This is a genomic window from Clostridioides sp. ZZV14-6153 (assembly GCF_020657855.1).
In the GTDB taxonomy this organism is placed as follows: domain Bacteria; phylum Bacillota; class Clostridia; order Peptostreptococcales; family Peptostreptococcaceae; genus Clostridioides.
The window spans coordinates 57,230-80,463 of the sequence record NZ_JAGWCZ010000012.1 but is presented as its reverse complement, the minus strand read 5'-3'; the positions used below and the strand labels follow the sequence as shown (position 1 = coordinate 80,463).

Here is a 23,234-nt window from a genome sequence, read left to right as displayed (position 1 = left end):
CATTATTTCCACCTAATTTTTCTGCATCTATTTAATTGTGACTTGTAATCTTTAAGTAAAGATTCCTTAAATTCACTAGCTGAACTTCTGTAGGAAACTGATGTATCACCTTCTGATATAGAAGAAATAGAGCCTAGAGCGATATCTTCGCTTCCTAGACTCTCATTTTTATACATATCTACAGCCATTCTTAAAATAGTACTATTTAACTCCTTAGGAATAACAGATATATTACAATAGTTTTTGACTATTTCTTCTACATCTTCTAATATAAACTCTAATATAGTATCTTTTGAATCATCTTCCCTACTAAACCCTAAAAGCTTTTTTAGTCTTTCAACTTCCATATTAACACCTCTAATTTATTGTACCCATGAATACTTGGTCAGCGTAAGGAAAACTAGGTAAGGCTGTTGCAACTGCTTTTATCCACTTGGCAACTGGGTCAGCAGTAGAGTATTGTTCTACAATTATATTTCCAACTGTACTAATATCTATTGATGGATTTTTTCTTAACTCTAATTCTTCTGCTGTCAATCCAAAGAAAGTATCTCCCATTTTACCATCAGGCATAAGTATAAACTTATTTTCATCTAAGAATCTTTTTGTTGTGTATTTTCCATCCTTGCCTTGTACTCTGTATCTTTCATCATAAGTAAAAATAGGTGGAAGAGATTGAGAAACTAAAAATGTATTTAATTCATTTAAAGTAAGCAATTTATCACTATTCACGCCAAATATAGCTTTTCTTAGTTTTTCATCTCTTAATATCATATTTAAAATAGTTTTAGAAGTTAATGACCTTGTTGGAGTAAATCCAGTATCAACAACTATTTTATCAGTCATATTATAAATATCCCCTAATATATCTGGTGTTCCACTAGACCAAGTTTTTGTTTCTTTATGATTTGTTGGAGTTCCATATTTTAAAGAAGCTTTAACACCATTTTCATTTATATTCAGTTCTCCAGTCGATAACACTTCCATTCTCATTGCTTCTACTCTAGTGTTTACACTCGCAACAAGATTATCAACATCATTAAATATTTGATTTATCATTTGAGTTTCTTCTTGTGAGTTTCTTGGCTCTTCAAGTACAATTATATCTTTTTCGTCTAATTTTATTTTTCTTTTTACAAGTGCAAGTTCAGCCATGCTTAAATTAGCACCTTCTCTTGATGCAATCTCTGCTTCTGTATCAAAAGCATGAACACTTGCTGATACTGGAAGATTGGATGCACCTTTTATCATCTTTATTTCAAGTCCTTCTATCTTTTGAGTTGGAAATAATAAATCTCCCATTGTTTCTTTTAATTTTCTAGTCTTTGTATAGTTTATCAGCTCTTGAACTGATAATAATTCTTCTACTCTTGCCATATTTCATCCTCCTACATAAATTTAATATTTGGTAATTTTGTTTTTATAGTTTCTATAGCTTCTTTTACATACTCACCTTGCAATCTTTCAGTTATTACATAACCTTCTGCCATTGAAGCAACTGCCTGTGGTCCATAGGTAACATCTACAGTTGAAAAAACTATTCCTACAGGGTCTTCTGATAATGTGTATGTATAACTCCCCGAAGAACCTCCTCTAGTTATCTTTACCACTTTGCCACTTTCACCTAATAAGCTTCCTGCTAACACATATTTCTTTCCATTTTCATCAGCCACTACATCTGTATCTAATGCTGTTTTTGAAAAGTTAATATAGTGTTGAGAAGCTAAAAACTCGGGTGTGTTATCAAAATTTGCCTCTTTAAAATACATACTTTATCCTCCTTTTTATTTAATACTCCATGCGTCAGCATATGGATTTTTAGAACCTTCCTCATTTTTTTCTTTAGCAATATTTTCAGCTCTACTTAATGTATTTTTATTGCCATTGTCGGGAATGTAATTTGTCTTAGTACCTCCTGTTTTTATTAAGAAAGACTTCTGAGTTGCCCAATTATCAGTCTGTTCCTTTAGTCCTGTAAAAGTACCATTTTCATATTTTATTTTTTCTAAATCAAGTTCTGCTTTTGCTGCTTTAGTGCTATGAACATTAAGTTTAATAAGTTCATTTTCTAACGCCATATCAAACTCTTTTTGTTCTTTTTCCTTTAATTTATTTTGATATTCTTCATCTTTTGCAGTTAATTTAGTTTCATAGCCTTTTTTAAGTTCTTCAATCTGCTCTTTTGTCATTCCATCCTTAAAACCTTCAATTGCTTCTTTGGATGTTTTTAATTCTTCTTTTATCTTTTCATACTCAATTTTATTAATATAATTTTCTAATTCTTTTAATGATTCAGCTTCTACTTTCTTTGCATCTTCTTCACTAAGTCCTAATGCAATTAATTCACTTTTTTTCATTTTATTTAATTCTCCTTTCATTTTTACAAAATAAAAAAGCCCTATCTAGGACTTACTAAAACCAATATTATTATTCTCATTGCAATTATTTATTGATATAGCTTCTATTTGTGATAAATCTATTACGGTTGTTCCATCTTCATCTAAATACCCTTTCAAATACCTACAATCTGAGTCAACTTCAATAAAATCTTGCATTAACTTATCAGCAACATATTCGTCTGTTATTCCAGATACACAATTTCCACTCTTAAACCAAATTACATACTCTTTCAATAATACAACCCTCCTTTCATTTCTTACAAAATAAAAAATCTTTAAGGAAATTATTCATAAATAATATAGCTTATTAGTGAAGCTATAAGGTATATTGCTTTTCCTATCAAATACCCACTTATAACTCCTATTAAGCCATAAACTAATCTAACACAGGTAAAAGTATTATTATCTACCATGTTAGCTATACCTAAAACATGAGCCATAATTATGTTGATACCTATAAAAACACCTAAAGCTATACCAATAACTGTAATAATAAATGCTATAATATTTCTAACACTTATTTTGCTTGGCTTTTTAATATATTTCTTTTTAAACATATTTCCATACCCCAAAACTTATTCAATACCTTCTCTTAGGTGTTCCACTAACTGTTTTACAATCTTATCTATATCAACTTTACAATCACATTTATTCATTTTTTCTGCTAGTTTATTAATTTTATCATCTGCTTTTTCTAAAGTTTCTATAAAAAACTCTAATTCCTTTGTGGCATTTTTAATATTTTCTTGAAAGTTTGTTGAATCTAAAGTCATCTCTGTTGATAATTTATTTTTTCCTCTATATTCTACTTTCTCATAATTCATTTCAAATATATCTGCTTTACATGGATATATTTCTCCTTTTACACCTTGTATAATGTAATCACCTTTATTAGCTCTCATAGTACCTTCTAATGTCTTTAAATCACAACTTATATTACCATTAATACGTCTTTCTTGTATAAAATTACAAACTCTATCATTCTCAATAAACCATTTTGGTTCTACATCATAACCTAGTTTAAAAGCTTCTACTTCAACTGCTTTCTTTTTAAATTTAGCCATATTACTTATTCCTCCTTAAAGCTTTAACCATATCTTCATTACTAACAAGCAAAGAATATGGTATGAGTATCACGCCTAAAATAAAATTGAGTAGTGGGAATAAAGCTAGAAAAATAAAATTATATTTTTTTCTTTTTCTAACATTCATACTTTTAAATAATTCAATTAATTCCTTGTTACCATCAACCATCATTTTTAATAAGTAAAACCCTGTACAAAACACAATTATTGATAAAATATATAATTTAAGCATTTCAAATCACCCTCTCAGTAAAATTTTTACATAATAAAAGCACCTACTAATTTATCATTTAGCAAGTGCTTTTATTCTTTATTATTAATCTTTCTTTCAATTATTTTTCTTCTAATTTCTTGTGCTTCTTTCACTTCTTCTTCTGTCAATGTTCTTTCCCCTACCACTTTAGCTTGTGGTATTTCTGTCCATCTTGGTGATGAAAATATTTTTTCTTTATCCTTTTTCATATTATACCTCTTTCATTGTTATATAATGTTTGCCATCATATTCAAAATTATCAGTAGTTATAAATTTACTATTTCTTTTAAATAAAATCTCTGCTTCTTGAGGATTATATTTTCTTATATCCTTGCCATTTGTGCTTATAATATTTAATTCAACTTGACCGCTTGGATTGTATTCCCCTTTACTGGATGTAGATATATATTCATTATATACTATTTCCTTACCTATTTGATGTTTATTTAAAAAGTCTATTTTTTCTTTTTCATTAAAGAAATATAAGGACCTATTCACATTTCCTTTATAATTAGGCATCTTATCTAATGCACTATCTAAGTCACTTATAAAATTTTTATCTTCACTTGTTAATGGTAACCCTCTTCTAAGCTTTTCATTAATTTTATAAGAATCACTACTTATATATTTATTAATTGCAAGTTGTTCATTATCTGATAACTTAATGCTTTTATTAATGTATTTCTCATACCATTCTTTATACTTCATACTAGATGGTACATAATATGTTTTTCCATCTTCTCCTTTTGCTGCTCTGTAACCTTCTTCATCTTCAAACCAAGGAGCTGTTGTTGTACGACATCTAGGATGAAATGGTGGAGCTGTGACTCCTATCTCATAACCTTTCATCTCAAACACTTTTCCATCCATCTCTCTACATACATTTGATGTTCTTAAATCTAATGTAGCAATAATCTCGTATTTCTCTACAAGTAAATTATTAAAACAATCTTTTCTTGAAGCTGACGCAAAGAAAGCTGATTCAGTCATTATTAGATTCTTAGCTTGTGATTTAGATACATTAAACCTCTTCGCAAATTCATTTACTAAAACTTTTGGGTTTTCACCTTTAATAAAACTTTGAGTCAACTTAGCATGTAGTTCGCTTACTAAAGCAGGTCTATGTTTACCCCAAATTCTTTCGCTAAAATTTAACCCATCTGTCGTCCAAGGTTTTGAGATAATCTTATTTACTCTATTCGCATCTAAAGCCATTAAGCTCCAGCCAACACCAATACCTTGTTGAATATTAAAAGCTGTATAATTATATCCACTTGTATAAATATCCCTCATTAGCTTATCAACACTATCTAATTCATTTCCATAGAGAACTTCTACTTGTTGCTGTATTTGCAGTTTTAAAGCTTCAAGCCTAGTAATATGAACTCTAGCACTAGCATTTTCTAGTTGTTTCATCCACTTTTGATTAATAGCATTTTCTTTACCATATCTGATATATTCCTCAACACTCCACTTAAACTCTTCTAGCTCTCTTGTGTTTAATAATTTCTTAGCTTCTAACAAAGATATTCCCTCGTTTTTAGCAAATCTGTTATACCATACAAGTATGTCTTTTTCTATACTATTCATAGCTAATTTGTATTGATTTTCTAATTCAAGATAATATTTTATACTCTTGTTATTTTGTGCTTTTTCTAATTGCTCAGCTCTCTTTTTCCAATAGTCTTTATGTTTCATCTAAAACACCATCACTAGGCATTAAATACTCATATTCCTTTTGTACATCTTCTTTCTCTTTTTTAATTTGTTTTTCTTCTTCCTCTGCATTATCTACAAGTGGATGATTTTTTAAGTTAGTCTTTTCTGATACTATCCCAACACTCTTAGAGCATATCTCAGCCAGTTCTAAATCATTTTGAATCATATTCCTAGTCCAAGTTTGTAAAACTCTTTTAGGCGAATATCCTAGATGTCTACATATCATTCTTACTAGTTTAGCGAACCCTAATCTAAACTCAGTTTCCATTAAACCTGCTTTTAATTCTAATAAAGTGTATAAAAATTTGAGTGCTACACCACTTGTATTAGCAAAATTTTCGGGTTTAGGGTCAACGCCTTGACCTTGGACATAGATTTGCTTTTCAGTTGTTTTAAGAAGCGAATCTCTGGCTTCTATTGGAATATTTATTGTAATTGTACTTAACCCACTCTTATCATCTGCACCACTACTTTGTAAATCAATAGTTTTATATTCTTTAAGTCCTTTTAAGAACTCTGTTAAGTCTGCACCTCCATAGTTTGTAAGAACAAAAATAACTTCTTGTATATCTTCAATATCATTCACAAAACCGCTATAAACCTTGTCGTATACATCAATGAGGTGTTTAACATTATCTAAATCTCTTACCTCTAAATCATTGTTTAGAAATTCGATAAATGGAACTTCCCCAAAATTGTGTTTATATATATTAGTTTGAGTTTCAAGTTTATTATCTAAATTTTTCTCTATAAATTTATTAAGTATCTCCAATCCATTGATATTACTATTTCCATCTTTATTTTGATAAGTATAACAACATTCATCTGTCCAATACTCATAAATTACATATTCTTTTCCTTCATCATTAATCTTTTCATACTCTCTAAGTACTGCGAGAAGCTTTCTGTTTAAATCTGATGAATATACTGCTCTTATTTGGCGAGGGTCTATATTAGCATATTGGAAGTCATTGTTATCATCCTCCCAAACATGTAGCCATGCTTTAGAGCATATACTAGCATTTTTCCCCAGCGTTTTAGCTTCTTTTGGGTATCTATCACCTAAAATATCAGTTATCTTTGAATTTATACCATCATCTCCAACATCAAATGTAGGAGGATAAGTAAATAGATATGATATTTTTTGATTAACTAAAAAACCAAACCAATTAAACGGTATTCTATTATCTGCATTTCGTAATGGATTATCGGCTGTATTTACTTTCCCAATATTGTTAGGGCTTCTATCCCTTATAATGTCATTTTGATTTTTATAGTATTTTTCAGCTTCATCAGCCTTTTTAACAAAGTTATTATGTTTACTATTAGTTTGTTCAATTAACTTTTTTATTACATCTAATTCCAATTTATCACCTTCTCCCTTTTGGTGTAAGTACTTTAATTCCTGTACCTAAAGAATCTGTATAGATAGCATATCTAAGTGCATCTAATACATCATCCCACTTTTTAATGGGTTCTCCTGTGTTTTTATTCCAAGCGTACATAAAAATTTCTTTTCTAAATAAATTAACATTGTCATAAACTACAAATAAAGTATTAGTTTTAATTCTTTTAGCTACAGCTTCAACGCCAGATAATACAGCTTTATCAGCATTAAAAGCTTTTATACTATTTCTTTTAAATGCTGCCAAATGTTCGGGTCTAGCACTATCACAATAAAACTTTATATTTCCATATTTCTTTTTTATACTATTAGCTTTATTTATCCAGTAATCAATTTCTTTGTGTTGAGCTGAATGTTCTTCTAATAGATATAAATTACCTCTATCATCCTCACCAATTACAACAATAGCTCCAAAGTGTTCATAACCCCAGTCAACGCCTGCAAAATATCTTACAAAGTTAATATCATTTAATTTATCCTTAGAAATATAATGAATATCCTTATTAAAATCTTGATAAACTAATCCATCTGCTGACACCCATAATCCATTTATATCTCTGTCATAAAAAACGCCACTTGGAGTAGACTTCTTAATATTTTCTCTGTATCTTTCACTTAGAAATATATTATCATCTAGTTTATAATGAAAAGATTGAATAACTTTACCATCTGTTTTATCTACAAAGTTAGTTTTTAACCAATGCTCTGGTTGGTCTGGGTTAGTATCTACAAGTATTCTAGCACCTTCTCCACTACATCTTGATTTTATTTCATTAAATACTTCTTCATTTGCAACTGTACCTTCATTTATGTATGCTCCAAACGAAGTCATACCTCTTATTCTGCCTAAATCATTTGTTTTTGAGTGTCCAAAACAACATACTTGAACTCCAAATAATATAAATCTATTATGTTTATCAAACTTAAATTCAATATCATACTTATTTGTAAGCTCATTTAGTACATTTCTTTGTAATGCTCCTAAATCTGCACCTGCCAAGATATATTGAGGAAGCTTAATATCTAGCTCATTAGCTATCTTTCTAACCCTTCTAAGTTCAAGTAAGAATAAATCATTGTCAATTATTGTTTTGCCAGTCCTTTTAGCACCATAATTAATTAGCATGAAGTAGTCATTATTCAAAGCAAAGTTAAGAACTTCAAGTTGTTTACTATGATATAATTCATCAATCATTTTTTATCACACTTTCGAGTTTATCAAAATATCTATCAAGTTTATCTTCTTTACTTTCTTGATTATTTATCTTTGATTTTAATACTTCTACTCTTGCTCTTTGTTCTTCTGTAGCCAAATTCCAATCCTTATGAATCATTTCATCATACTGCTTAATCAAACTCCTTAACTCACTCATAGCCCTACTCTGTGCATTAAGAAAAGATGCTTGCCTATCCCATGCAAATTGAAATTCCCATTCATACTCTTGTTCCTGTGAATTAGTAGATGTCTTTTCTGTTTTTCTATCACTAGTTTTAACCTTAGACTTTTTAACTTCCTTAATCATTTCTTCCTTATCTTTAACATACATTATCTTTTGTGCTCTTATTATTGCTGCATATTGGATTGTTATCTGTTCCCAAAGAATATCAAATTTATCTTTTATGGATATTTCTTGTATTAACTCTTGAGTTTCTTCGGGTAGGTATTTTGAGAAGAAACCAAACTTTTCAGCGTTCTTATTCTCTTTTGGAGCACCATGACCAACTGAATTTTTATTAGAAAAGGGTGCACCTCTTTTATTTATGGGTGCACCCTTTTTCTTTTCCTTTGACCAGTTGTATCTTTTTATCCATGACTTTAAAGTGTTTAAGCTAATGTCATACTTTGATGATATTTCCTTTTGTTTCATACCTTTTAGGTAATCCTTTTTTACCTTTTCTTTGACATCTTGCACATCACCACCTCTTTATTTGTTTGTTTTGGGAGTAAAAAAAGACCCTCCATCAAGACAGTCCCTTAAATCATTTCTATTAATTCCTTAATCTTTTTATATACCTCTTTATAATTCATATCTTTATCTATTAGCTTAGGTAACTTCATAGATATAATTCTTTCAAGTGCTTGTATGTCAAACAGTTCACTTTGATTTAACTCATCTCTTTTCACACCTTTTGGTATACCTAATTTTTTTCTTACAAGTTCAGTAAAATGTTTATAATACATCTGAGGTTTATTACTTCCTTGACTAGTAGCATAATAAACAAACTCTTGTATTTCATCTGTAAAATCTTTTCTTACTTTTTTACCTTCTGTTCTTATGCTTATCCATTCTTGATCCTTTTCTGTAGCAATGTAATAACCATGTATTCTAATTTGTTTAAGTACTTTAGAAACCCACTTTGTAAATAGTTTTGCCTCTGGTTTATTACTTCTAAATGACATATTATATACTGCTTCTTCTGTAATGAATATAGTACCAAAGTTTGGCAATTTACTTTTAAAATTTCTAGTGTCGGAATCTCCGACAGTAGACTCATTAAATTTCTTTTTATATTCTCTATCTATATTTCTTAACGTATCACGAATATTTACTATGCCTAATTCTTCTCCTACATCATTTGCATTAAACCAAACCTCACTACCATCCTTTGACCATATCATCCTTATATTTTTCTCTTGCAAAACTTTCAACATACTACTACCTCCTAAATTAGTTATTAATAGAGAATATTCAGTTTGAATATTCTTATTTTCGACCCCTCAATATGAGGGATTAAAAAGTGTATAAAAAAAGACATAGAAATTAATCTAAGCCTTTACTTTCCATATTTGCTATATAATTTGCTGCAAGCACTACTCCTCTTATCAATAACTCTTCACTAATAGCACTTTTCCCTATAAAACTCTCAACATATTCAACTCCATAACTTAAAAATTCATTATCTGCATCTATATTAAATTCATTTAGTTCTTTTATTATCTTTTCTCTTAAATCATCCATATTTTTATTCTCCTTTTTTAAAAATAAAAGACTAAGCTTGCCCTTGCTTAGTCTTTTATAATAGGGAGGTACATATATTATGTCGCAAGTTCTAGGAATCGAACCTAGTTAAACCACTACTTGCATGGTGAGTGAGGTTACCAAGCCCCACCCTTTTAGACATTTGAATTAAATTCCGTTTTAATCCAGCATATCTACATATAGTGTATTAATACCTTTTGAACATAGTTAGAATTGAACTAACAGCGTCCTCACGCCCTGCCTAGTCTGTTCATAGTAATAAAAAAAAGACCATACATTGGTCTTAATTAAATTCATATTTTTCCTTGTACTCTTTAATAGCATCATTCCATGCCTCTTGCTCTGTTATTCCTTTTTCTATAGCAATCCTTTTGGCTATCTCTCTTATTTTAGTTGCACCTTCTAATATTCCCATTTCATATTTCCCCCTATTCTATATAATTTAAGCGAGGTCATAAGTCCTCGCTCTATTTAAAATATAAGTTAAATGCCTTTTTTAAGTTGTAAATCAGGAAATGGTATAACTTTAGCAGAAGTTAGAGTATTTTTAGGTAAATTTAATAAATATTCTACTTCTTCTGGCTCTAGACTAAAATTATATGAAAATGAAAGTTCATCCATAAACTCTTTTGGAGTAAATACTTTCTCATTTAATAACATCAAAACTGCTGTTTTTAACAATGCTGGTAGAGAAGTTAATAACTCATCATCTAATGGTTCTGATTTTCTTAGTCCCCTACGTTGTAAAGTACGAATCATAGACTGATATTCATCCATACTGATAATTCCTAAAGAATATGAACGACGAATCATTGCTTGTATAGAAACTTTCCATTTACGTTTCAATTCTGTATAATTTGGAATACGTAAAGGAGTTCTCTTAGCATCAATTTTAAAAGTCTCTTCTGGTAATAAGAATGTAGATGCAAATCTATTAGCTTCTGATTCTCTATCTTTAAACTCTTGGTTTTCTAAAGCTTCTATATCCTCACTCCACTCATGCAGGCATATATGACCTAATTCATGAGCTATATCAAAATGTAGTCTAGAAGTAGAAGTGTTATTGTTGGAGTACCCAATCAAATACATAGTTTTTCCTTCAATATCTATCATCTGACTAAATGTATCTATATAATCTATTGATGTAGGAAATCCTGTCACAATTATTCCATGCTGTTCTACTTCATAAATGATATTATCAATAGGCTTTAACCCTAATCCCCAAGCTTCTCTTAAAAGTAAAGCAGCTTCTTCGGGTGTTTTTCCAGAACAATCTGGTAAATTCAATGTTGGAAATTCAATATAATCCTGCAAGAAAAAATATATTTGAGCTAGAAATTCCATTCTCTGAATTTGCTTTTTTCTATATTTTTTATTTGTAGTTAATAATGCTCTAAAGTAAGACGAACCTTTTATAATATCATTTTCTTTTTCTAAAAAAAATTTAACTGGAAAATATAACTCTTTTGCTATTCGTTTCACTACATTATTATCATTTGGTTTCGATTTATTATTCTCATACATCGAAACAGTCTGTCTTTGACAGTCAATTCTCTCAGCTAATTCAGCTACTGTCATTCCTCTATATATACGAGCTTTCTTTAAACGTTCACCATTAAAATTATTCATATTTAATACTCCATTCAAAACTTTTATATGTTGGCTAGAGTAAAGATAATCCCAGCCCTAGCCAACTATTTAATTTTGAGAGGGAAATTTTTCATTTCCACAATACTATTATCTCATGTCTAAAATTAAAAAAACGGCACATTTTCGGCAATTAGAATCAATAACTTAACTTAGTTTGTAATCTAACAATTCAAAAAGAGGTTCTTGTTCTATTAACGCTTTCTTCCCAAACAATGCTATTGATATTGAATTTATAGCTTGATTAGCTCTCTCTCTTAGCTGTCTTTCTTCTAAATACACCTTATCAACTATTAAACTCCATTCTAAGCCCTCAATATATTTATAAGTTATAATTTGCTTGTGTATAGGTTTTAAATTCCTTATAGCTAAATCTATTGTAGATTTAATTATTTCCGCTTCATATAACTCTATTTCTTTTTCTGTTATTAAGTCTGATACATTAACAATAGCATCTTCAATCATATTGCTAGTTTTGTTTGTTTTACCTGTTTTGACACTATCATAACTTATCCCTTTCATTAAATCTCCAACTGAATTATTTTTCAACATTTGTATTTCATTTTTCAATTTTATTATATTTGCACTTAATTGTTTATAATTAGAAAGTTGTTTCTTAGTTGCATTAAAAAACTCTTTTTTAGTTTTAGACATACTCACACACTCCTATCAATTATTTATGTTATAATAATATTTGTATATAAAAGCTTTATATTTTTGACAAGTGGAGTGTGAAAGCACTCCTTTTTTCTTTCAATTTACCTATTGAAGGTTTTCCCCTTTAAAATGGAAAAGTCTATTCCTGTCTTAACTCACTATTGATAATTGACTATTTAAAAGTCTTATTTCATCCTCAAACACTACTTATTTCATCCTCAAACACTATAGGTAACTTATAATTGTTTACAATCTCTAATACTTTATCTAATTGACAACGCTTTATAGCCTTATAACTTTCCACTCCAAATTCTCGCTTAATCTGATGGTATATATCACTGTATACTTTACCTCTTAAAGATTTATTTTTATAAGCCTTACTTCCATGACCTCCTAGCGATTTTGTTGCAACTCTCTTAACTTCTTTTACAATACTCTCACACTCAATATTAAATAGTGGTGCATCATCCATAAAATTCTCTAATTTCTCATTAACACTCTCTATTTTAGTTTCTAAGACTTCTTGTTTCTTATCTAGCATAAATATAGCTTGTAACTCTTTTGATGCACTTAAAAGAGGATTATTTAATTCCTTTCTCATAGAGAAATATCCATCAACTATTTTTTCGTATTGTTCCCAAGCTATATCATCCTCCAATATTTTAAGTAGTTTTGAATAACCTCTTTCAGATAACAAGTAAATATTTCTTGACTGATTAAAAGATTGTTTACTATATCCAACATCTTCATAACCTAATCCTTTTGAAGGATTAGCCTTTAAATCTATAATGTCTATATTTGTTTTAAATCTCTTTATATTATTGTTAATCAGCTCATTAATTTTGAATAATTCTCTTTTATGTATCTCAGCTATATCCTTTACTAGCATTGCTTTCTTATGTTCTCCAAATCCACCCTCTATATCATGAAACTTCATTCCCTCAACTTCTAAAGTTCCAAGTACTGTTATTTCTTTATTTATATTTTCATTCATAATCTATCTCTCCTTTTCTTTTTTGAATAATTCATTTCAATTTATTTACAGTTCTGAAAAATCTATTGTTATTATTAATATCTCATAGTATCCTAACCTTATATCATCTAACCTTAGGAGGAATTTATGGGGAATTTAATAGTTTTCTTAATAAAGCTTTGTATTTATTTTTTACTGGCATTTGCTGCCCAAAAACTCAATAAGACATATCCACTCAAAAAACATATATTTATATGGGTCTGTTTAATTATCTTAATATCATTTTTTATAGAATATATTAATAATTTTCTTGTGACTTTTATTTAGATTCTTTTTATATAATATCCTCTAATATAACCTCAACCCTTGGCTTATCACTATAATATTTACTAGCTACAACCTCAACAATCTGTGTATCATCCTTATAAGCTATCTCATTGAGTGAGTCAGCTATAACCTTGACTACATTATCAATATCGGGTTTCTTGCTAGGTCTTAACACATTATTTCTTTTCTGCTCCTTAACCTTTTTACTGTTACTTTTAGCTATAGAATAGTAACATCTTAAAGTCATTTTTATATAACCTTCAAAGTAATGTTTAACTTTTGATTGATATAGCCATTTTATTAACTCCTCATAATCTCTAGTCTTATTAGGTGTATAGGTCCTTTTAGTTATAGAGTTCATTCTAGGTCTTTCTTTACCAACCGGTTCTCCATCTATTACAAGAAAAACTTTCATTATTTCTCCTTATTTTTTATTTATTTTTTATTTTATTCCTAATTGCACATAACCATTTCCCAATTTAATAAAATACTCAATTTCCTTATTTACCTCAATTCCTGTAAATTTTCCATCCCTAAAAGCTTGAAATATAACTGTATCTCCTGCTTTGAAATCTGATGTATGCTCTACTTCAATTTGTTTTTTATTCTTAATTACATCCTTAAAAGTATTAGAAGATATTTGCAATTCATGTATCATAAGCTCACACCCTTTTAAAAGTTAATCTATTTCGATTTCGACTATAGCTCTACTTAAAAGCTTCACATTATAATTTTCTTTTATATTTTCCTCATCTTTTTTAAAAGCTCTTGCTTCTTCTAAATCAGTAAATATAGAGCTGTATACGTTCCCTTTTTCCCACGCTCTTGTTGTCTGCCAAGTCACTTTAAATTCTGTAATAACTATATTGACCACTCCTTTTTATAAGTCAAAGTAAGTCTATAACATTCTAGTTTCATTCATAAACTTACTTTGACTTTATTTTTATAAATTACTTAGTCGGAACTGCATTATCTTCTATCTCCCAAAGATGAAAGCAATTTTCATGCAAATTTATATATTCTTCTTTTGGTGGTAGTATTTGTACTATGGTCTTATTTGGTTTCATGAGTTTGTATCTAACATACTTAATTTCATTCCAATTAGGAAATCTTTTTTCATTTGATATAGTTAAATGTTCTTTGCCATTTTCTACTGAATATATAACATTACTCCCAGTATCCATGTTGTATATTTTTACATTTTTAGCCCCTAATTTTTCAAGTGATTCTTTTGCAAGAATAGACCTATCATTTTTATTCTCAACTAATAACATTTTATTCCCTCCAAATTTTATAAATAATTTTCTGCTTCCTTCTTCAACCATATTTTATGTGCTGTATCACAATCTTTACTTTCACAATCTCCTTTATCATTTATACAACTAGCACAAATCTCTTTCCCAAATTCCTTATACACTTCTCTTTCATCAAGATTCTTTGACTTGCACATATCTTTATTAGTCATATGCTCACCTTCTCTGTTTGAAAGAAACTTATCTGTCTTTCATTTTCTATATCTTCATTTCTAAATCGCTTTTCTAAGTCATGTACTGTAGTTCCATCAGCTTTAAAAGGTACTGGACTATCCTTATCCAATTTAAGCATCCCCCCCCCACAAATCTGGATAATATCTTCTTAGCGTTCTAAGGCTTTGTAAGTTTTGTTTAGGACATAAGTAGCAACCAGTTCGCTTAAATCTATGATGAATCTCATAGTAAAAACCTTTTTCTTCTAAATACTTTAAGCAATCTTTTTCAGTCATTTTCTCATTGTAAAGTGGTGCTATAAAGTTTTTTTCTAGTCTTTTATATCTATTAGGTTCATCATAAGCAATCCCAATGTACCTCTTATGCTCTCCTAATTTATTAAAATATTTATTAGCAGGAGCAATCTTTAATCTACTATTACACCATGCCCCTAGAGTGTATGGAAAACCCCATATCTGCCCCTTACGCTTGCCTTTTTCATTTACTGTATAAAAGTATTCTTCAAAGGTTTTTTCTGCTTTAATTCTTGTTATTTTAAAGTTTATTCTTTTCTCAAAATCATCTATTATGTCATAAATTTCTTTAAATTCTAACCCTGTGTCTATAAAAACAATCTCATCTAATGGAAGCTTTTTTTCTAATATTAGAAGGAGCATTGCAGCAGAATCTTTTCCTCCACTAAAACTTGCAATATGCTTCATAAAATCACTCCTTGCATTTTCTAAATGATTCAACCACCATTTCAGTCTCTCCACAAGTATCTTCTGTAAAATCTATTTGTCTCCCATTAAATTCTCTTATATAATCTGCTATATCATATATTCTTTGGCATTTATGTTCTATACAATAGCAAATATCTTTTATATTTATTTCGTTTGGAATTTCAACTATAACTTCATGTTCTAAAATTACTTTTTCTTCAAATTTAATTTTATATTTCTGCAATTTAATTCCACCCCTTATTTTCATTTTCAAGAGTCACAAAACACTTCAACAATAATTCATACTAAAAGACATTTTGCAACTCTCTAAACTGTTTTAATTAGATATTTTGCATATCTTTCATGTATTTACTTGTAAGTTTGCAAAGAACTTCATGCAATGCTCTTCTTGCTAATTCGAACTCTTCTTCTGTCGCTTCTTCATGTATGCTAAAATTTGTATATCCTTCTGTAAAATTAGAAAAAACTATTTTTATTACTCCATCTCCATGTGTTCCTGCATAAAGAAATTGACTTTGCTTAAATGCATGCTCTTTTTTATGTTTCAATTCTTCATATTTCTCAATTTTTTTCGTTATATTTTCTTCTGTACGCTTTAATTGTTTATACTCCTCAAGTTTTTTTATTATATCCTCTCTTTCGCACTTTAATTGTTCATATTCTTCTTCACACATTATTCTTCAACCTCCATATCAAGCCACTTTTTGCATCCATCAAAACATTTATAGCCACAATGTTCAATTTCATAAACACAATACTCGCAAATACAATCAGTACTTCCAAGAAAATCAGCCATTCCGTCCTCATCCAAACTTTTTATCATTTCAAAATTAGTCATTCTTAGCACCTTCTTTATTTTTACAATAGTTTTTTATTCCAAGATTCCAACAATCCTCACAAACGCGTATGTCTATATATCTAAGTAAGCTTGTATTACCCTGCTCTTTATTAATAAAATATTTTTGTTTCTCAACATTAATTGTCTTCTTACAAAAATCGCACTGTATGAGTTCGTTCATTACTCTTCCACCTCATTTTCAACCCATTCTCTAATTCCTGCCCTGCATTTTTTTTCGTCATCAGAAACAAACATACAATCACAAGCACAACAGTCACAAATCTCATGTTCAAACAAAAAGTCTATTAATTTATCCTTAAATCTTTTAGCATTTTCTACTTTCTCTATTTTCCCTTTAATGAATTTTTCATAACAAGTTGGGCATATGTGTTTATCCATCCCAAGTACTCCTTTGCTACAATCCTTTTTATATAGCTCAATACATTCTCCATTATATTTTTCAAATATTTGCTTACAAAAATCACATTGTATAACTTTACTCATTTTTAAATCCCCCCATATTATCGCAATTTTCACACTCTTTTAGGTTCAATCTATACTCATAAACTCTACCAGCTATAAAACTTCCTATTACTAATATCGCACTAGCTAAGACATTCATTCTCAAGACTCTCCTTACGTTCTAAGAACTCTTTTCTAATTTCCTCTAAATTCTCATATTCATTACCAACTACTTTGTAATCTCTACTATGATATATTTCTGTTTTATCTATAATCTCTATCCATTCTCCTTCAAACTTCTTTAAATAATGCCATTCCAAGTATATTTTAATACTGTCAACATCCCTTTTTACAACTCCATATTGGCTTGTGTCATGGAAATTATCATATCCTTTCAATATATCCCCTTCACAAATTTCTTGATTGTTTCTAGCCCATTCTCCAGAGCATACCCCAACATTAGATACTCTTTGCCATTCACAATTCTCTTTTAGCATAAATAAACAATCTACTGCATCACTCCACTTTATAGTATTTGAATAAATCCATTTCTCATTTTCAAAATCATAACCTCTGTATTTAATTAGACTCATTTAATCATCCCCTCATATTCATACCTACTCAATATTTTTATAGCTATATCAATAGCTTTATTTACAGAACACTTTTTTCTTATTTAATATCTTTTCAGCTAATTTAATTACTTGCTCCACATTTGCTAATACCATTTACGACCCCTTCTTTAGTAAGAATATTTCTATATTGTTGTATTCTTCTACTCACTTGAACTTGGGAAATACCAAGTATACTTCCTAATTCCAATTGTGAATATCCTGCTATATACATACTGATTATAAATTTTAAATCTTTAATATTAGATGTTTCAGCTTTTTTTAAATAGTAATTTAAATCAAATCCTATGTTTTTGTCTTTTATTGCAATGTTATCTTTTAATGTTATGTCATTATTATCACTGCTCTCATATATAGTTTGTTCTAAGCTAACAATGTTTTCTTTATAATGCTTTCTGGCATATCTACTTGCAAACTTATACAAACTATTATGTATACATTTACATGCTATTGTTGTAAATTTCCCTTTTTCTGAATCATAAACTTTAGCTGCTTCAAAAATCCCAATACATCCTTCTTGAAATAAATCTTCTCTCAAATATGGATATTTCAATAAGAATCTTTTAAAATTTCTATTTATATAATAATGTACAAGATTTATATTTTCTTCAACTAATCTATTTATTTCTTCTTTACTATTCAAATTAATTTACCCCCTTAACATCCTCTAGCTTCCATATTTTTTTATAAATTTTATTATTTTTTAACAAAAGAGTTATATAACTTTGAGCTGTATTTAAATACACAGAAGCTTCTTTTCTACTCTTAAATGTTTTTACTTCTCCAGTTTTCATGTTTTTAAGTTTTATGCCTTTACGTTTTGACTTATTTTCAACTTCATCTATTCTAATTTGCATGTTTTGAGCTAAATTATCTATAAACATATCCTCTAAATCATATATTTTATTCAAGTTTTCTCCTGCATCCATCCAAACTTTAGCCATGTTAAATCTCTCCCTTATTTTAAAATACCTAAAATTTTATATCTCATTGATTTTGCTACACCTGCTGATAAATGCAATATCTTAAGCCACAACATTTCTCTTTGTAGATACTCCCATCCAGATACTATTTCAAAAGTCCCTTCATATTTTACTCGCTCAAACGGATTGTCTATTTCTGCACTCTCGAACGTTACTTCTTCAGTTCTTGTATCATTTATCTCAAAACTTCCCTTATCGCATTCCAAGAAAGCTTTCTCGCATTCATATTTCACTTTTAGACCTCCAATATTTTTTAACCTCTAGGAAGTAATATTGTATAATTACTCCCTAGACTATTTAACTTAATTAAAAAGGTATATCGTCATCATCTATTGCTTGAAAACCTTGAGGGTCTAATCCTGGTGGTACATATTCTTGTTTAGCATTATTATCATTTTTACTAGAAAGTAGTTCTAAAGCATTTACATTAACCTTAGTAATAGATTTCCAGCAACCATTTTCATCTTTGTAATTATCTATATTTAATTCTCCAAAAGCGTATATCTGTTTACCTTTTGTAAGATACTGTACAAGATTTTCCACATGTTTTCCTAACTGTTCACAAGGTATAAAATCAACTTTCTTTTTTCCTTCTCTATCTTTGTATTTTCTATCTACCGCTACCCTAAATAAAATTTTAGGTGTACCCGAGTTTGGAAGATATTTCAGCTCAGCATCTGCAGCCAATCTCCCAACTAAAGTTATTGTATTCATTTTAATAGCCCCCCTTTTTATTTTTCTTCCTGCTCTTCTGTATACTCAACAAAATAAGTATAAGTTGTCTTACTATTTTGTTTCTCCTTACCTATTCTTACTGTATATCCAGCCTTACCAAGTAATTTCAATAATTCTAATCTATCTTGAATATCTAAACTCCCACATTTCTGTGCATATATTCTTGCCATTTTATACCTCCCCTTTCTAGGAAGTGATAATATAGTATTTACTTCCTAGAAGTTTAATTTTATTTAAATTTTTCCTTCTGACTTTTCTTAATAATGTCGTCTAGCTCATCACTTGTATACTTAGTAAATGTTTCATCAAAATTATGAAAGTTAGTTTTTTTAATTTTACTAGGAGCATTAACAACCTTATTACTAGACTGTTTCTTTTCCTGTTTACTCTTTTTCTTCCTCTCAAATTCATTTTGATACTCTGTAAGTTCTAAACTAGTTTTTACACCTGCTTCTATCCAGTTATTTAATATTGTTTTGATATACTTATAATTCTTAACTCCACTGCCTACAGCTTCATCAACAGCTCTTATGATAACCTCAGCTTCCATTCCGTCATCTAAATAACTTGTTAGTTCTATGAAATTATTAGGTGTAATTAAACCTATATAAGTTTCATAGTATTTTTTTATCTTTATGTAAGTATCCTGTTGTGAGTTAGGAAGCTTATCAATAGTAGTAGTAATATTACTTAGTTTAAATTCATTACTTAGTTTAAGTTCATTATTTAGTAGTGACGGGTTTTCCGTATATCGGATTTCCCGTATATCGGGTTTTCCGGTTTCCGGAGAATCAGTTTTTCGAGATTTTAATTCTTGTGGGTGCTCAAGTGGTATTTCATAAACTTCATAATCATGCCCACCTAGCATTTCATTAGTTTCATTATTTCTACAAGCTGTTCTTGTAATATATCCAGCCTTTATAAGTTCTCTTAGAATGTTAGCTGTTGAATCTCTCCCATTTTTACTCCTGTTTTTTAAATCAGCTATATAAATCTTCCAATCGTCAGGCTTACTTATTAAGTATGTGTGCAATCCTTTTGCTTGCCAACTTAACTTTTCATCTTCCAAACAAGTTTTATTAAGTATTACGTATGGATTATCTTTATCCTTACTCACTCTTATAATTCCCACAATATCACCTACCTTTATTGCTTCTTATTTTCATAAGCATTGCATATTGAGTCATATTCTTCTTTAGTTAAATCCCTTATTTCCTTTCCGTATCGTTTAAATACTTTATCCTTTAACTCATCTTTGCCAACACCTGCGCTATTAGCTATTGCATATACTCTGCTTAATTGTTTATCTGTCAAAGTTTTATTATTAGTACTTTTATTTTCTTGAGCATTCTTATTATAATTATTCTTAGCTGTTTCTTTTCCACTTACTGCGTCAAAACTATCATTCTCAGTTATGTTAAGTAACTGAATGTATAAATATCTAGTCTGATAGGTTTCTATCCCTCCTAGTGCTTGTAATTCATTAGAACCTTTAAGTTGCAAGTCCCTCATTGGAGAAGTGAATACAATCTGTTCTGTGGGGTTTTCTCCATTTATTAATGTTAGTGTTGCGTAGTCATTTGTAAAGGTCACTATAGGGCATAATTGAGCTTTTTCTAATAAGTCTGTTGCTTGTGGTAAGAAGTCTGCTAATTCAAAATACTTGAAGTTAGCGAACTTATTCTCTCCACTTTTCTTTAGATTTAACTTGCTGAATTTGACTCTTACATCCATTAACTTAATATAGATATTATTTACTTCCAATTCCATCACGCTCCATGTCTCTTATGTTTCTTTTTAAAACTCCTTCCCATCCATCTATATAATCTCCATATAATCCATCTGATTTTTGTTCTTCTAAATCTTTTTTAAACTGCTCTATTGTCCAATTTTCTTTATGCCTTTTTATACAATATTCTAATCCTGCAATACTTCCTAAAGCTTGCTCTGCTTCAATTCCTTCAAATCTAGTAAACTTTAATAAAAATAATCTATCTTCTAAATCTTTAATTATCTCATTTCTTGTTTTCATTTCTTCCCCCTTATGCTATAATATATAATTATTAAATTTATTTTTTGTTTTTTGATTAGAGCCTCAACCTAGGCTCTTTTCTTATATCTGAACATCTATAGGTCTATCTCTTTCAATCTCTTCTAAAAACAATTCAAATCTCTTGTAATCCTCGCTTTCCTTATGTTCTTTTGTTTCAATCTCTGTATTTATACCGCCTAGAATATTTTCAACAGCATACTTTACTCTTTGCCATGCAACTATTTCTCTTAGATAATCTCTCATGTGCATATCATCTATTAAATCTCTATCCTTATTTCTAAGTTCCTCATAAAGCTCATTATTTTTGCTTATCTCTAATTCAGCTAAATCTAATTGGTTTTGCACCATTTTTTTTACTTTTTTTAAACTTTCCATAACAAAGCCTCCTAGTTTAAATTTTCAACTTCATAATCATTATCTTTAATATCTTCTGTTGTTAATGCTTGATACTCCATGCAACCTCTTTCTTTGTCATAGTATGCTAAATTTAACTCATTTTCTGTTGCTACTACTACAATGCAGTTAATTTCAAACTTAAATCTTTTACAATTTACTTTTACTGCATTCCCTACTTTAATTGTTTGTAAATCAAATTTTTTTGCTAATCCAACCATTATTCAACCTCCTTATTTTCTATTTCTTTTATGTAATCCCAAAGTATGTGTAATATAAGCGAATTCATGGAACTACCTTCTATTGATGCTCTATCTTTCATTTTTTCAAGCAATGGTGCTGGTAATCTAAATGTAAATCTAACTCTTTCATTTGTCATATATTTGACGTCAACTCCCTTCTTGTTTTAATAATACCACGTCATATATTTGACGTCAAACATTTTTGTTGACTTTTCTTTTATATTATTTTATTATTAAAGTGTCATAAAGACGTCAAATTTAATGTAAGGAATGATAAAATATGTCTAATAAAGATATTTATACTCGTGAAGAAGATAAGAGATTTACACTAAGGATTAATAAACTTCTTTTTGAGAAAATTGAACAACTTGCACAAAAAGATAAACGTTCTATAGGTAGAGAAATTGAATTTATTCTTGAGAAATATTTTGAAGATAATCCTTTAGAATAAAAACTATCATATCTTTTAATGTATATCCTTTAACTTTTGCCTGTTTTAGAAGCTTGTCTTTAAGTTCTCTAGGCAGGCGTATTGTTGTTTGTTCTATTTGCATCTAATCACCTTTCTCTTTAATTACTTATAGATTAAACTCATTTTATTTTTAAATATGCTGGTAAATACAAGTTAACTAAATCTATATCTCTTGTTAATGCACTTCTTTTAACTTTCTTATCTCTATTAAACTTCTTGTTACTTTTCTGCTCATCATAGTATGTAATCTTATACAACTCTTTGTTTTTCTCTACCTTATAAACTTTGTTTTTATAGATTATTTTCATGATGTTATCCCCTCGTTGTATTTTCTAAGACCGTCAAAACTTGCTTTCTTATTATATTGCTTACAGAACTGTACATAAGCTATTAGCACCTTTACACTCAACTAAATCACCCCCTTTCTCTTTTTTAATACATCTTTATCTTTCATTGCATTTTTCATAATAAATTCTTCGAATGATATTCTATCAATCATGTATTTTCTTCCCATTTTAAAAACAATAAAATCCTTTGTTTTCATAGTTTCTCTTGCCATATTTCTAGCTGTTACATCAGATACTTTTAAGTAATCACAAAATTCTTCTATAGTCATTAACTCCATTCTTTTAATTCCTTCTCTATCTAAAAACATCTTGATGATGTCTGTTGTATCATCTCTTCGCATTAGCTCTTGCACTAAGTCTTTTGTATCTATGAATTGTAATGCTACATTCATTTTCAAGCCTCCTTTATATAATTTGAATAT

47 protein-coding genes are annotated in these 23,234 nt (G+C 29.1%); 1 reads left to right on the top strand and 46 read right to left on the bottom strand.

Features of this window, described 5'->3' with window-relative positions; translation table 11 throughout:
• Window positions 1-2: 2 nt before the first annotated feature.
• From KGF46_RS14535 to KGF46_RS14335, 44 genes are all read right to left on the bottom strand, one after another.
• Window positions 3-347 carry a phage head-tail connector protein gene (locus KGF46_RS14535; protein ID WP_227862120.1) on the bottom strand — a complete coding sequence of 115 codons (345 nt, stop codon included), beginning with the start codon at window positions 345-347 and terminating at the stop codon, window positions 3-5.
• 10 nt (window positions 348-357) lie between these two features.
• Complete coding sequence (locus KGF46_RS14530) at window positions 358-1,377, bottom strand: major capsid protein (protein WP_227862119.1); 1,020 nt, start codon at window positions 1,375-1,377, stop codon at window positions 358-360.
• Between the two features lie 11 nt (window positions 1,378-1,388).
• Entirely contained in the window at window positions 1,389-1,769 is a 381-nt protein-coding gene (locus KGF46_RS14525) for a hypothetical protein (protein ID WP_227862118.1), read from the bottom strand.
• A gap of 15 nt (window positions 1,770-1,784) precedes the next feature.
• A complete protein-coding gene (locus tag KGF46_RS14520) occupies window positions 1,785-2,357 on the bottom strand; it encodes a phage scaffolding protein (protein WP_227862117.1) in 573 nt (190 codons plus the stop codon).
• Window positions 2,358-2,402: 45 nt separating this feature from the next.
• Window positions 2,403-2,633: a hypothetical protein gene (locus tag KGF46_RS14515; RefSeq protein ID WP_227862116.1), complete on the bottom strand. Its 231-nt coding sequence runs from the start codon at window positions 2,631-2,633 to the stop codon at window positions 2,403-2,405.
• Window positions 2,634-2,683: 50 nt separating this feature from the next.
• On the bottom strand, window positions 2,684-2,956 hold the full coding sequence (locus tag KGF46_RS14510) for a hypothetical protein (RefSeq protein WP_227862115.1): 273 nt from the start codon (window positions 2,954-2,956) through the stop codon (window positions 2,684-2,686).
• 18 nt (window positions 2,957-2,974) lie between these two features.
• A complete protein-coding gene (locus KGF46_RS14505) occupies window positions 2,975-3,463 on the bottom strand; it encodes a hypothetical protein (protein WP_227862114.1) in 489 nt (162 codons plus the stop codon).
• Between the two features lies 1 nt (window position 3,464).
• On the bottom strand, window positions 3,465-3,716 hold the full coding sequence (locus KGF46_RS14500; protein WP_227862113.1) for a hypothetical protein: 252 nt from the start codon (window positions 3,714-3,716) through the stop codon (window positions 3,465-3,467).
• Window positions 3,717-3,787: 71 nt separating this feature from the next.
• Window positions 3,788-3,946 (bottom strand): hypothetical protein, encoded by a 159-nt coding sequence (locus KGF46_RS14495; RefSeq protein ID WP_227862112.1) that lies wholly within the window; start codon window positions 3,944-3,946, stop codon window positions 3,788-3,790.
• A 1-nt stretch (window position 3,947) separates the two neighbouring features.
• Window positions 3,948-5,435, bottom strand: a complete 1,488-nt coding sequence (locus KGF46_RS14490) for a minor capsid protein (protein WP_227862111.1) — start codon at window positions 5,433-5,435, stop codon at window positions 3,948-3,950.
• Entirely contained in the window at window positions 5,425-6,822 is a 1,398-nt protein-coding gene (locus KGF46_RS14485) for a phage portal protein (RefSeq protein ID WP_227862110.1), read from the bottom strand. The genes KGF46_RS14490 and KGF46_RS14485 overlap by 11 nt, the downstream gene beginning before the upstream one ends.
• Before the next feature lie 4 nt (window positions 6,823-6,826).
• Window positions 6,827-8,056: a PBSX family phage terminase large subunit gene (locus KGF46_RS14480; RefSeq protein WP_227862109.1), complete on the bottom strand. Its 1,230-nt coding sequence runs from the start codon at window positions 8,054-8,056 to the stop codon at window positions 6,827-6,829.
• Window positions 8,049-8,774, bottom strand: coding sequence for a phage terminase small subunit (gene terS / locus KGF46_RS14475; RefSeq protein ID WP_227862108.1), 726 nt, complete (start codon window positions 8,772-8,774; stop codon window positions 8,049-8,051). The genes KGF46_RS14480 and terS overlap by 8 nt, the downstream gene beginning before the upstream one ends.
• 62 nt (window positions 8,775-8,836) lie before the next feature.
• The gene (locus tag KGF46_RS14470) at window positions 8,837-9,514 is read right to left on the bottom strand and encodes a Bro-N domain-containing protein (protein ID WP_227862107.1); all 678 of its coding nucleotides are present in this window, start codon (window positions 9,512-9,514) and stop codon (window positions 8,837-8,839) included.
• Between the two features lie 109 nt (window positions 9,515-9,623).
• Window positions 9,624-9,821 (bottom strand): hypothetical protein, encoded by a 198-nt coding sequence (locus KGF46_RS14465; RefSeq protein ID WP_227862106.1) that lies wholly within the window; start codon window positions 9,819-9,821, stop codon window positions 9,624-9,626.
• A 304-nt stretch (window positions 9,822-10,125) separates the two neighbouring features.
• The gene (locus KGF46_RS20110; protein WP_074134543.1) at window positions 10,126-10,257 is read right to left on the bottom strand and encodes a hypothetical protein; all 132 of its coding nucleotides are present in this window, start codon (window positions 10,255-10,257) and stop codon (window positions 10,126-10,128) included.
• A 68-nt stretch (window positions 10,258-10,325) separates the two neighbouring features.
• Window positions 10,326-11,471: an XRE family transcriptional regulator gene (locus KGF46_RS14460; protein WP_227862105.1), complete on the bottom strand. Its 1,146-nt coding sequence runs from the start codon at window positions 11,469-11,471 to the stop codon at window positions 10,326-10,328.
• A 165-nt stretch (window positions 11,472-11,636) separates the two neighbouring features.
• Window positions 11,637-12,143, bottom strand: coding sequence for a hypothetical protein (locus KGF46_RS14455; RefSeq protein ID WP_077745249.1), 507 nt, complete (start codon window positions 12,141-12,143; stop codon window positions 11,637-11,639).
• Window positions 12,144-12,342: 199 nt separating this feature from the next.
• Window positions 12,343-13,140, bottom strand: a complete 798-nt coding sequence (locus KGF46_RS14450; protein ID WP_227862104.1) for an ORF6C domain-containing protein — start codon at window positions 13,138-13,140, stop codon at window positions 12,343-12,345.
• Window positions 13,141-13,453: 313 nt separating this feature from the next.
• Window positions 13,454-13,861, bottom strand: coding sequence for a RusA family crossover junction endodeoxyribonuclease (locus KGF46_RS14445; RefSeq protein ID WP_227862103.1), 408 nt, complete (start codon window positions 13,859-13,861; stop codon window positions 13,454-13,456).
• A gap of 27 nt (window positions 13,862-13,888) precedes the next feature.
• Window positions 13,889-14,104, bottom strand: coding sequence for a DUF3850 domain-containing protein (locus KGF46_RS14440; protein WP_227862102.1), 216 nt, complete (start codon window positions 14,102-14,104; stop codon window positions 13,889-13,891).
• A gap of 21 nt (window positions 14,105-14,125) precedes the next feature.
• Window positions 14,126-14,320 carry a hypothetical protein gene (locus KGF46_RS14435; RefSeq protein WP_227862101.1) on the bottom strand — a complete coding sequence of 65 codons (195 nt, stop codon included), beginning with the start codon at window positions 14,318-14,320 and terminating at the stop codon, window positions 14,126-14,128.
• Between the two features lie 76 nt (window positions 14,321-14,396).
• Complete coding sequence (locus tag KGF46_RS14430) at window positions 14,397-14,720, bottom strand: DUF1827 family protein (protein WP_021370629.1); 324 nt, start codon at window positions 14,718-14,720, stop codon at window positions 14,397-14,399.
• Window positions 14,721-14,737: 17 nt separating this feature from the next.
• Window positions 14,738-14,911 (bottom strand): hypothetical protein, encoded by a 174-nt coding sequence (locus KGF46_RS14425; RefSeq protein WP_227862100.1) that lies wholly within the window; start codon window positions 14,909-14,911, stop codon window positions 14,738-14,740.
• Window positions 14,908-15,042, bottom strand: a complete 135-nt coding sequence (locus tag KGF46_RS20105; RefSeq protein WP_255626205.1) for a hypothetical protein — start codon at window positions 15,040-15,042, stop codon at window positions 14,908-14,910. Before KGF46_RS20105 ends, KGF46_RS14425 begins: the two co-directional genes overlap by 4 nt.
• Window position 15,043: 1 nt before the next feature.
• Window positions 15,044-15,634, bottom strand: coding sequence for a phosphoadenosine phosphosulfate reductase family protein (locus tag KGF46_RS14420; protein WP_227862099.1), 591 nt, complete (start codon window positions 15,632-15,634; stop codon window positions 15,044-15,046).
• Window positions 15,635-15,638: 4 nt separating this feature from the next.
• On the bottom strand, window positions 15,639-15,878 hold the full coding sequence (locus KGF46_RS14415) for a hypothetical protein (RefSeq protein ID WP_227854859.1): 240 nt from the start codon (window positions 15,876-15,878) through the stop codon (window positions 15,639-15,641).
• Window positions 15,879-15,975: 97 nt separating this feature from the next.
• On the bottom strand, window positions 15,976-16,329 hold the full coding sequence (locus tag KGF46_RS14410; RefSeq protein ID WP_227854858.1) for a hypothetical protein: 354 nt from the start codon (window positions 16,327-16,329) through the stop codon (window positions 15,976-15,978).
• On the bottom strand, window positions 16,329-16,493 hold the full coding sequence (locus KGF46_RS14405; protein ID WP_227854857.1) for a hypothetical protein: 165 nt from the start codon (window positions 16,491-16,493) through the stop codon (window positions 16,329-16,331). Before KGF46_RS14405 ends, KGF46_RS14410 begins: the two co-directional genes overlap by 1 nt.
• Complete coding sequence (locus KGF46_RS14400) at window positions 16,486-16,674, bottom strand: hypothetical protein (protein WP_227854856.1); 189 nt, start codon at window positions 16,672-16,674, stop codon at window positions 16,486-16,488. Before KGF46_RS14400 ends, KGF46_RS14405 begins: the two co-directional genes overlap by 8 nt.
• Window positions 16,674-16,997 (bottom strand): hypothetical protein, encoded by a 324-nt coding sequence (locus KGF46_RS14395; RefSeq protein ID WP_227841834.1) that lies wholly within the window; start codon window positions 16,995-16,997, stop codon window positions 16,674-16,676. The genes KGF46_RS14400 and KGF46_RS14395 overlap by 1 nt, the downstream gene beginning before the upstream one ends.
• Window positions 16,990-17,115, bottom strand: coding sequence for a hypothetical protein (locus KGF46_RS20100; protein ID WP_255626204.1), 126 nt, complete (start codon window positions 17,113-17,115; stop codon window positions 16,990-16,992). The genes KGF46_RS14395 and KGF46_RS20100 overlap by 8 nt, the downstream gene beginning before the upstream one ends.
• Complete coding sequence (locus tag KGF46_RS14390; protein WP_227838816.1) at window positions 17,099-17,548, bottom strand: hypothetical protein; 450 nt, start codon at window positions 17,546-17,548, stop codon at window positions 17,099-17,101. The genes KGF46_RS20100 and KGF46_RS14390 overlap by 17 nt, the downstream gene beginning before the upstream one ends.
• A 103-nt stretch (window positions 17,549-17,651) precedes the next feature.
• Window positions 17,652-18,230 (bottom strand): sigma-70 family RNA polymerase sigma factor, encoded by a 579-nt coding sequence (locus KGF46_RS14385; protein ID WP_162274272.1) that lies wholly within the window; start codon window positions 18,228-18,230, stop codon window positions 17,652-17,654.
• A gap of 1 nt (window position 18,231) precedes the next feature.
• A complete protein-coding gene (locus KGF46_RS14380) occupies window positions 18,232-18,531 on the bottom strand; it encodes an NUMOD1 domain-containing DNA-binding protein (protein WP_077745236.1) in 300 nt (99 codons plus the stop codon).
• A 14-nt stretch (window positions 18,532-18,545) separates the two neighbouring features.
• On the bottom strand, window positions 18,546-18,803 hold the full coding sequence (locus KGF46_RS14375) for a hypothetical protein (RefSeq protein ID WP_227854855.1): 258 nt from the start codon (window positions 18,801-18,803) through the stop codon (window positions 18,546-18,548).
• Between the two features lie 73 nt (window positions 18,804-18,876).
• The gene (locus KGF46_RS14370; RefSeq protein ID WP_077745233.1) at window positions 18,877-19,284 is read right to left on the bottom strand and encodes a single-stranded DNA-binding protein; all 408 of its coding nucleotides are present in this window, start codon (window positions 19,282-19,284) and stop codon (window positions 18,877-18,879) included.
• 17 nt (window positions 19,285-19,301) lie between these two features.
• Window positions 19,302-19,475: a hypothetical protein gene (locus KGF46_RS14365; protein ID WP_021369343.1), complete on the bottom strand. Its 174-nt coding sequence runs from the start codon at window positions 19,473-19,475 to the stop codon at window positions 19,302-19,304.
• Between the two features lie 59 nt (window positions 19,476-19,534).
• Window positions 19,535-20,437: a DnaD domain protein gene (locus KGF46_RS14360; protein WP_227862098.1), complete on the bottom strand. Its 903-nt coding sequence runs from the start codon at window positions 20,435-20,437 to the stop codon at window positions 19,535-19,537.
• 14 nt (window positions 20,438-20,451) lie between these two features.
• Window positions 20,452-21,075: an ERF family protein gene (locus KGF46_RS14355; protein ID WP_227862142.1), complete on the bottom strand. Its 624-nt coding sequence runs from the start codon at window positions 21,073-21,075 to the stop codon at window positions 20,452-20,454.
• Window positions 21,056-21,337 carry a hypothetical protein gene (locus tag KGF46_RS14350; protein ID WP_227862097.1) on the bottom strand — a complete coding sequence of 94 codons (282 nt, stop codon included), beginning with the start codon at window positions 21,335-21,337 and terminating at the stop codon, window positions 21,056-21,058. The genes KGF46_RS14355 and KGF46_RS14350 overlap by 20 nt, the downstream gene beginning before the upstream one ends.
• Window positions 21,338-21,418: 81 nt before the next feature.
• Window positions 21,419-21,733 carry a hypothetical protein gene (locus KGF46_RS14345; RefSeq protein ID WP_227854851.1) on the bottom strand — a complete coding sequence of 105 codons (315 nt, stop codon included), beginning with the start codon at window positions 21,731-21,733 and terminating at the stop codon, window positions 21,419-21,421.
• Between the two features lie 11 nt (window positions 21,734-21,744).
• Window positions 21,745-21,972: a hypothetical protein gene (locus KGF46_RS14340; protein WP_227854850.1), complete on the bottom strand. Its 228-nt coding sequence runs from the start codon at window positions 21,970-21,972 to the stop codon at window positions 21,745-21,747.
• Window positions 21,972-22,130, bottom strand: a complete 159-nt coding sequence (locus tag KGF46_RS14335; protein WP_227850566.1) for an Arc family DNA-binding protein — start codon at window positions 22,128-22,130, stop codon at window positions 21,972-21,974. Before KGF46_RS14335 ends, KGF46_RS14340 begins: the two co-directional genes overlap by 1 nt.
• A 143-nt stretch (window positions 22,131-22,273) precedes the next feature.
• Between KGF46_RS14335 and KGF46_RS14330 the strand changes: the two genes are divergently transcribed.
• Window positions 22,274-22,444 carry a hypothetical protein gene (locus tag KGF46_RS14330; protein WP_021362432.1) on the top strand — a complete coding sequence of 57 codons (171 nt, stop codon included), beginning with the start codon at window positions 22,274-22,276 and terminating at the stop codon, window positions 22,442-22,444.
• 140 nt (window positions 22,445-22,584) lie between these two features.
• On the opposite strand, the gene KGF46_RS14325 is transcribed toward KGF46_RS14330, so the two are convergent.
• Both KGF46_RS14325 and KGF46_RS14320 read right to left on the bottom strand, forming a co-directional pair.
• A complete protein-coding gene (locus KGF46_RS14325) occupies window positions 22,585-22,773 on the bottom strand; it encodes a hypothetical protein (protein ID WP_227850567.1) in 189 nt (62 codons plus the stop codon).
• Window positions 22,774-22,874: 101 nt separating this feature from the next.
• Complete coding sequence (locus KGF46_RS14320) at window positions 22,875-23,204, bottom strand: helix-turn-helix domain-containing protein (RefSeq protein WP_227850568.1); 330 nt, start codon at window positions 23,202-23,204, stop codon at window positions 22,875-22,877.
• Between the last annotated feature and the right edge of the window lie 30 nt (window positions 23,205-23,234).

Excerpts from the sequence above, each read along its gene's own strand:
- KGF46_RS14430 (WP_021370629.1), bottom strand. The coding sequence starts at position 14,720 with ATGTTATTAGTTGAGAATAAAAATGATAGGTCTATTCTTGCAAAAGAA.
- KGF46_RS14490 (WP_227862111.1), bottom strand. The coding sequence starts at position 5,435 with ATGAAACATAAAGACTATTGGAAAAAGAGAGCTGAGCAATTAGAAAAA.
- KGF46_RS14530 (WP_227862119.1), bottom strand. The coding sequence starts at position 1,377 with ATGGCAAGAGTAGAAGAATTATTATCAGTTCAAGAGCTGATAAACTAT.
- KGF46_RS14370 (WP_077745233.1), bottom strand. The coding sequence starts at position 19,284 with ATGAATACAATAACTTTAGTTGGGAGATTGGCTGCAGATGCTGAGCTG.
- KGF46_RS14400 (WP_227854856.1), bottom strand. The coding sequence starts at position 16,674 with ATGAACGAACTCATACAGTGCGATTTTTGTAAGAAGACAATTAATGTT.
- KGF46_RS14440 (WP_227862102.1), bottom strand. The coding sequence starts at position 14,104 with ATGATACATGAATTGCAAATATCTTCTAATACTTTTAAGGATGTAATT.
- KGF46_RS14425 (WP_227862100.1), bottom strand. The coding sequence starts at position 14,911 with ATGACTAATAAAGATATGTGCAAGTCAAAGAATCTTGATGAAAGAGAA.
- KGF46_RS14410 (WP_227854858.1), bottom strand. The coding sequence starts at position 16,329 with ATGTGTGAAGAAGAATATGAACAATTAAAGTGCGAAAGAGAGGATATA.
- KGF46_RS14510 (WP_227862115.1), bottom strand. The coding sequence starts at position 2,956 with ATGTTTAAAAAGAAATATATTAAAAAGCCAAGCAAAATAAGTGTTAGA.
- KGF46_RS14470 (WP_227862107.1), bottom strand. The coding sequence starts at position 9,514 with ATGTTGAAAGTTTTGCAAGAGAAAAATATAAGGATGATATGGTCAAAG.
- KGF46_RS14520 (WP_227862117.1), bottom strand. The coding sequence starts at position 2,357 with ATGAAAAAAAGTGAATTAATTGCATTAGGACTTAGTGAAGAAGATGCA.
- KGF46_RS14320 (WP_227850568.1), bottom strand. The coding sequence starts at position 23,204 with ATGAATGTAGCATTACAATTCATAGATACAAAAGACTTAGTGCAAGAG.
- KGF46_RS14455 (WP_077745249.1), bottom strand. The coding sequence starts at position 12,143 with ATGTCTAAAACTAAAAAAGAGTTTTTTAATGCAACTAAGAAACAACTT.
- KGF46_RS14335 (WP_227850566.1), bottom strand. The coding sequence starts at position 22,130 with ATGACAAATGAAAGAGTTAGATTTACATTTAGATTACCAGCACCATTG.
- KGF46_RS14525 (WP_227862118.1), bottom strand. The coding sequence starts at position 1,769 with ATGTATTTTAAAGAGGCAAATTTTGATAACACACCCGAGTTTTTAGCT.
- KGF46_RS14480 (WP_227862109.1), bottom strand. The coding sequence starts at position 8,056 with ATGATTGATGAATTATATCATAGTAAACAACTTGAAGTTCTTAACTTT.
- KGF46_RS14420 (WP_227862099.1), bottom strand. The coding sequence starts at position 15,634 with ATGAAGCATATTGCAAGTTTTAGTGGAGGAAAAGATTCTGCTGCAATG.
- KGF46_RS14535 (WP_227862120.1), bottom strand. The coding sequence starts at position 347 with ATGGAAGTTGAAAGACTAAAAAAGCTTTTAGGGTTTAGTAGGGAAGAT.
- KGF46_RS14460 (WP_227862105.1), bottom strand. The coding sequence starts at position 11,471 with ATGAATAATTTTAATGGTGAACGTTTAAAGAAAGCTCGTATATATAGA.
- KGF46_RS14390 (WP_227838816.1), bottom strand. The coding sequence starts at position 17,548 with ATGAGTCTAATTAAATACAGAGGTTATGATTTTGAAAATGAGAAATGG.
- KGF46_RS14355 (WP_227862142.1), bottom strand. The coding sequence starts at position 21,075 with ATGGAATTGGAAGTAAATAATATCTATATTAAGTTAATGGATGTAAGA.
- KGF46_RS20100 (WP_255626204.1), bottom strand. The coding sequence starts at position 17,115 with ATGAATGTCTTAGCTAGTGCGATATTAGTAATAGGAAGTTTTATAGCT.
- KGF46_RS14340 (WP_227854850.1), bottom strand. The coding sequence starts at position 21,972 with ATGGTTGGATTAGCAAAAAAATTTGATTTACAAACAATTAAAGTAGGG.
- KGF46_RS14365 (WP_021369343.1), bottom strand. The coding sequence starts at position 19,475 with ATGGCAAGAATATATGCACAGAAATGTGGGAGTTTAGATATTCAAGAT.
- KGF46_RS14495 (WP_227862112.1), bottom strand. The coding sequence starts at position 3,946 with ATGAAAAAGGATAAAGAAAAAATATTTTCATCACCAAGATGGACAGAA.
- KGF46_RS14445 (WP_227862103.1), bottom strand. The coding sequence starts at position 13,861 with ATGAAAGTTTTTCTTGTAATAGATGGAGAACCGGTTGGTAAAGAAAGA.
- KGF46_RS14325 (WP_227850567.1), bottom strand. The coding sequence starts at position 22,773 with ATGAAAATAATCTATAAAAACAAAGTTTATAAGGTAGAGAAAAACAAA.
- KGF46_RS14405 (WP_227854857.1), bottom strand. The coding sequence starts at position 16,493 with ATGACTAATTTTGAAATGATAAAAAGTTTGGATGAGGACGGAATGGCT.
- KGF46_RS14350 (WP_227862097.1), bottom strand. The coding sequence starts at position 21,337 with ATGAAAACAAGAAATGAGATAATTAAAGATTTAGAAGATAGATTATTT.
- KGF46_RS14395 (WP_227841834.1), bottom strand. The coding sequence starts at position 16,997 with ATGAGTAAAGTTATACAATGTGATTTTTGTAAGCAAATATTTGAAAAA.
- KGF46_RS14450 (WP_227862104.1), bottom strand. The coding sequence starts at position 13,140 with ATGAATGAAAATATAAATAAAGAAATAACAGTACTTGGAACTTTAGAA.
- KGF46_RS14465 (WP_227862106.1), bottom strand. The coding sequence starts at position 9,821 with ATGGATGATTTAAGAGAAAAGATAATAAAAGAACTAAATGAATTTAAT.
- KGF46_RS14345 (WP_227854851.1), bottom strand. The coding sequence starts at position 21,733 with ATGGAAAGTTTAAAAAAAGTAAAAAAAATGGTGCAAAACCAATTAGAT.
- KGF46_RS14505 (WP_227862114.1), bottom strand. The coding sequence starts at position 3,463 with ATGGCTAAATTTAAAAAGAAAGCAGTTGAAGTAGAAGCTTTTAAACTA.
- KGF46_RS14500 (WP_227862113.1), bottom strand. The coding sequence starts at position 3,716 with ATGCTTAAATTATATATTTTATCAATAATTGTGTTTTGTACAGGGTTT.
- KGF46_RS20110 (WP_074134543.1), bottom strand. The coding sequence starts at position 10,257 with ATGGGAATATTAGAAGGTGCAACTAAAATAAGAGAGATAGCCAAAAGG.
- KGF46_RS14330 (WP_021362432.1), top strand. The coding sequence starts at position 22,274 with ATGTCTAATAAAGATATTTATACTCGTGAAGAAGATAAGAGATTTACA.
- KGF46_RS14380 (WP_077745236.1), bottom strand. The coding sequence starts at position 18,531 with ATGGCTAAAGTTTGGATGGATGCAGGAGAAAACTTGAATAAAATATAT.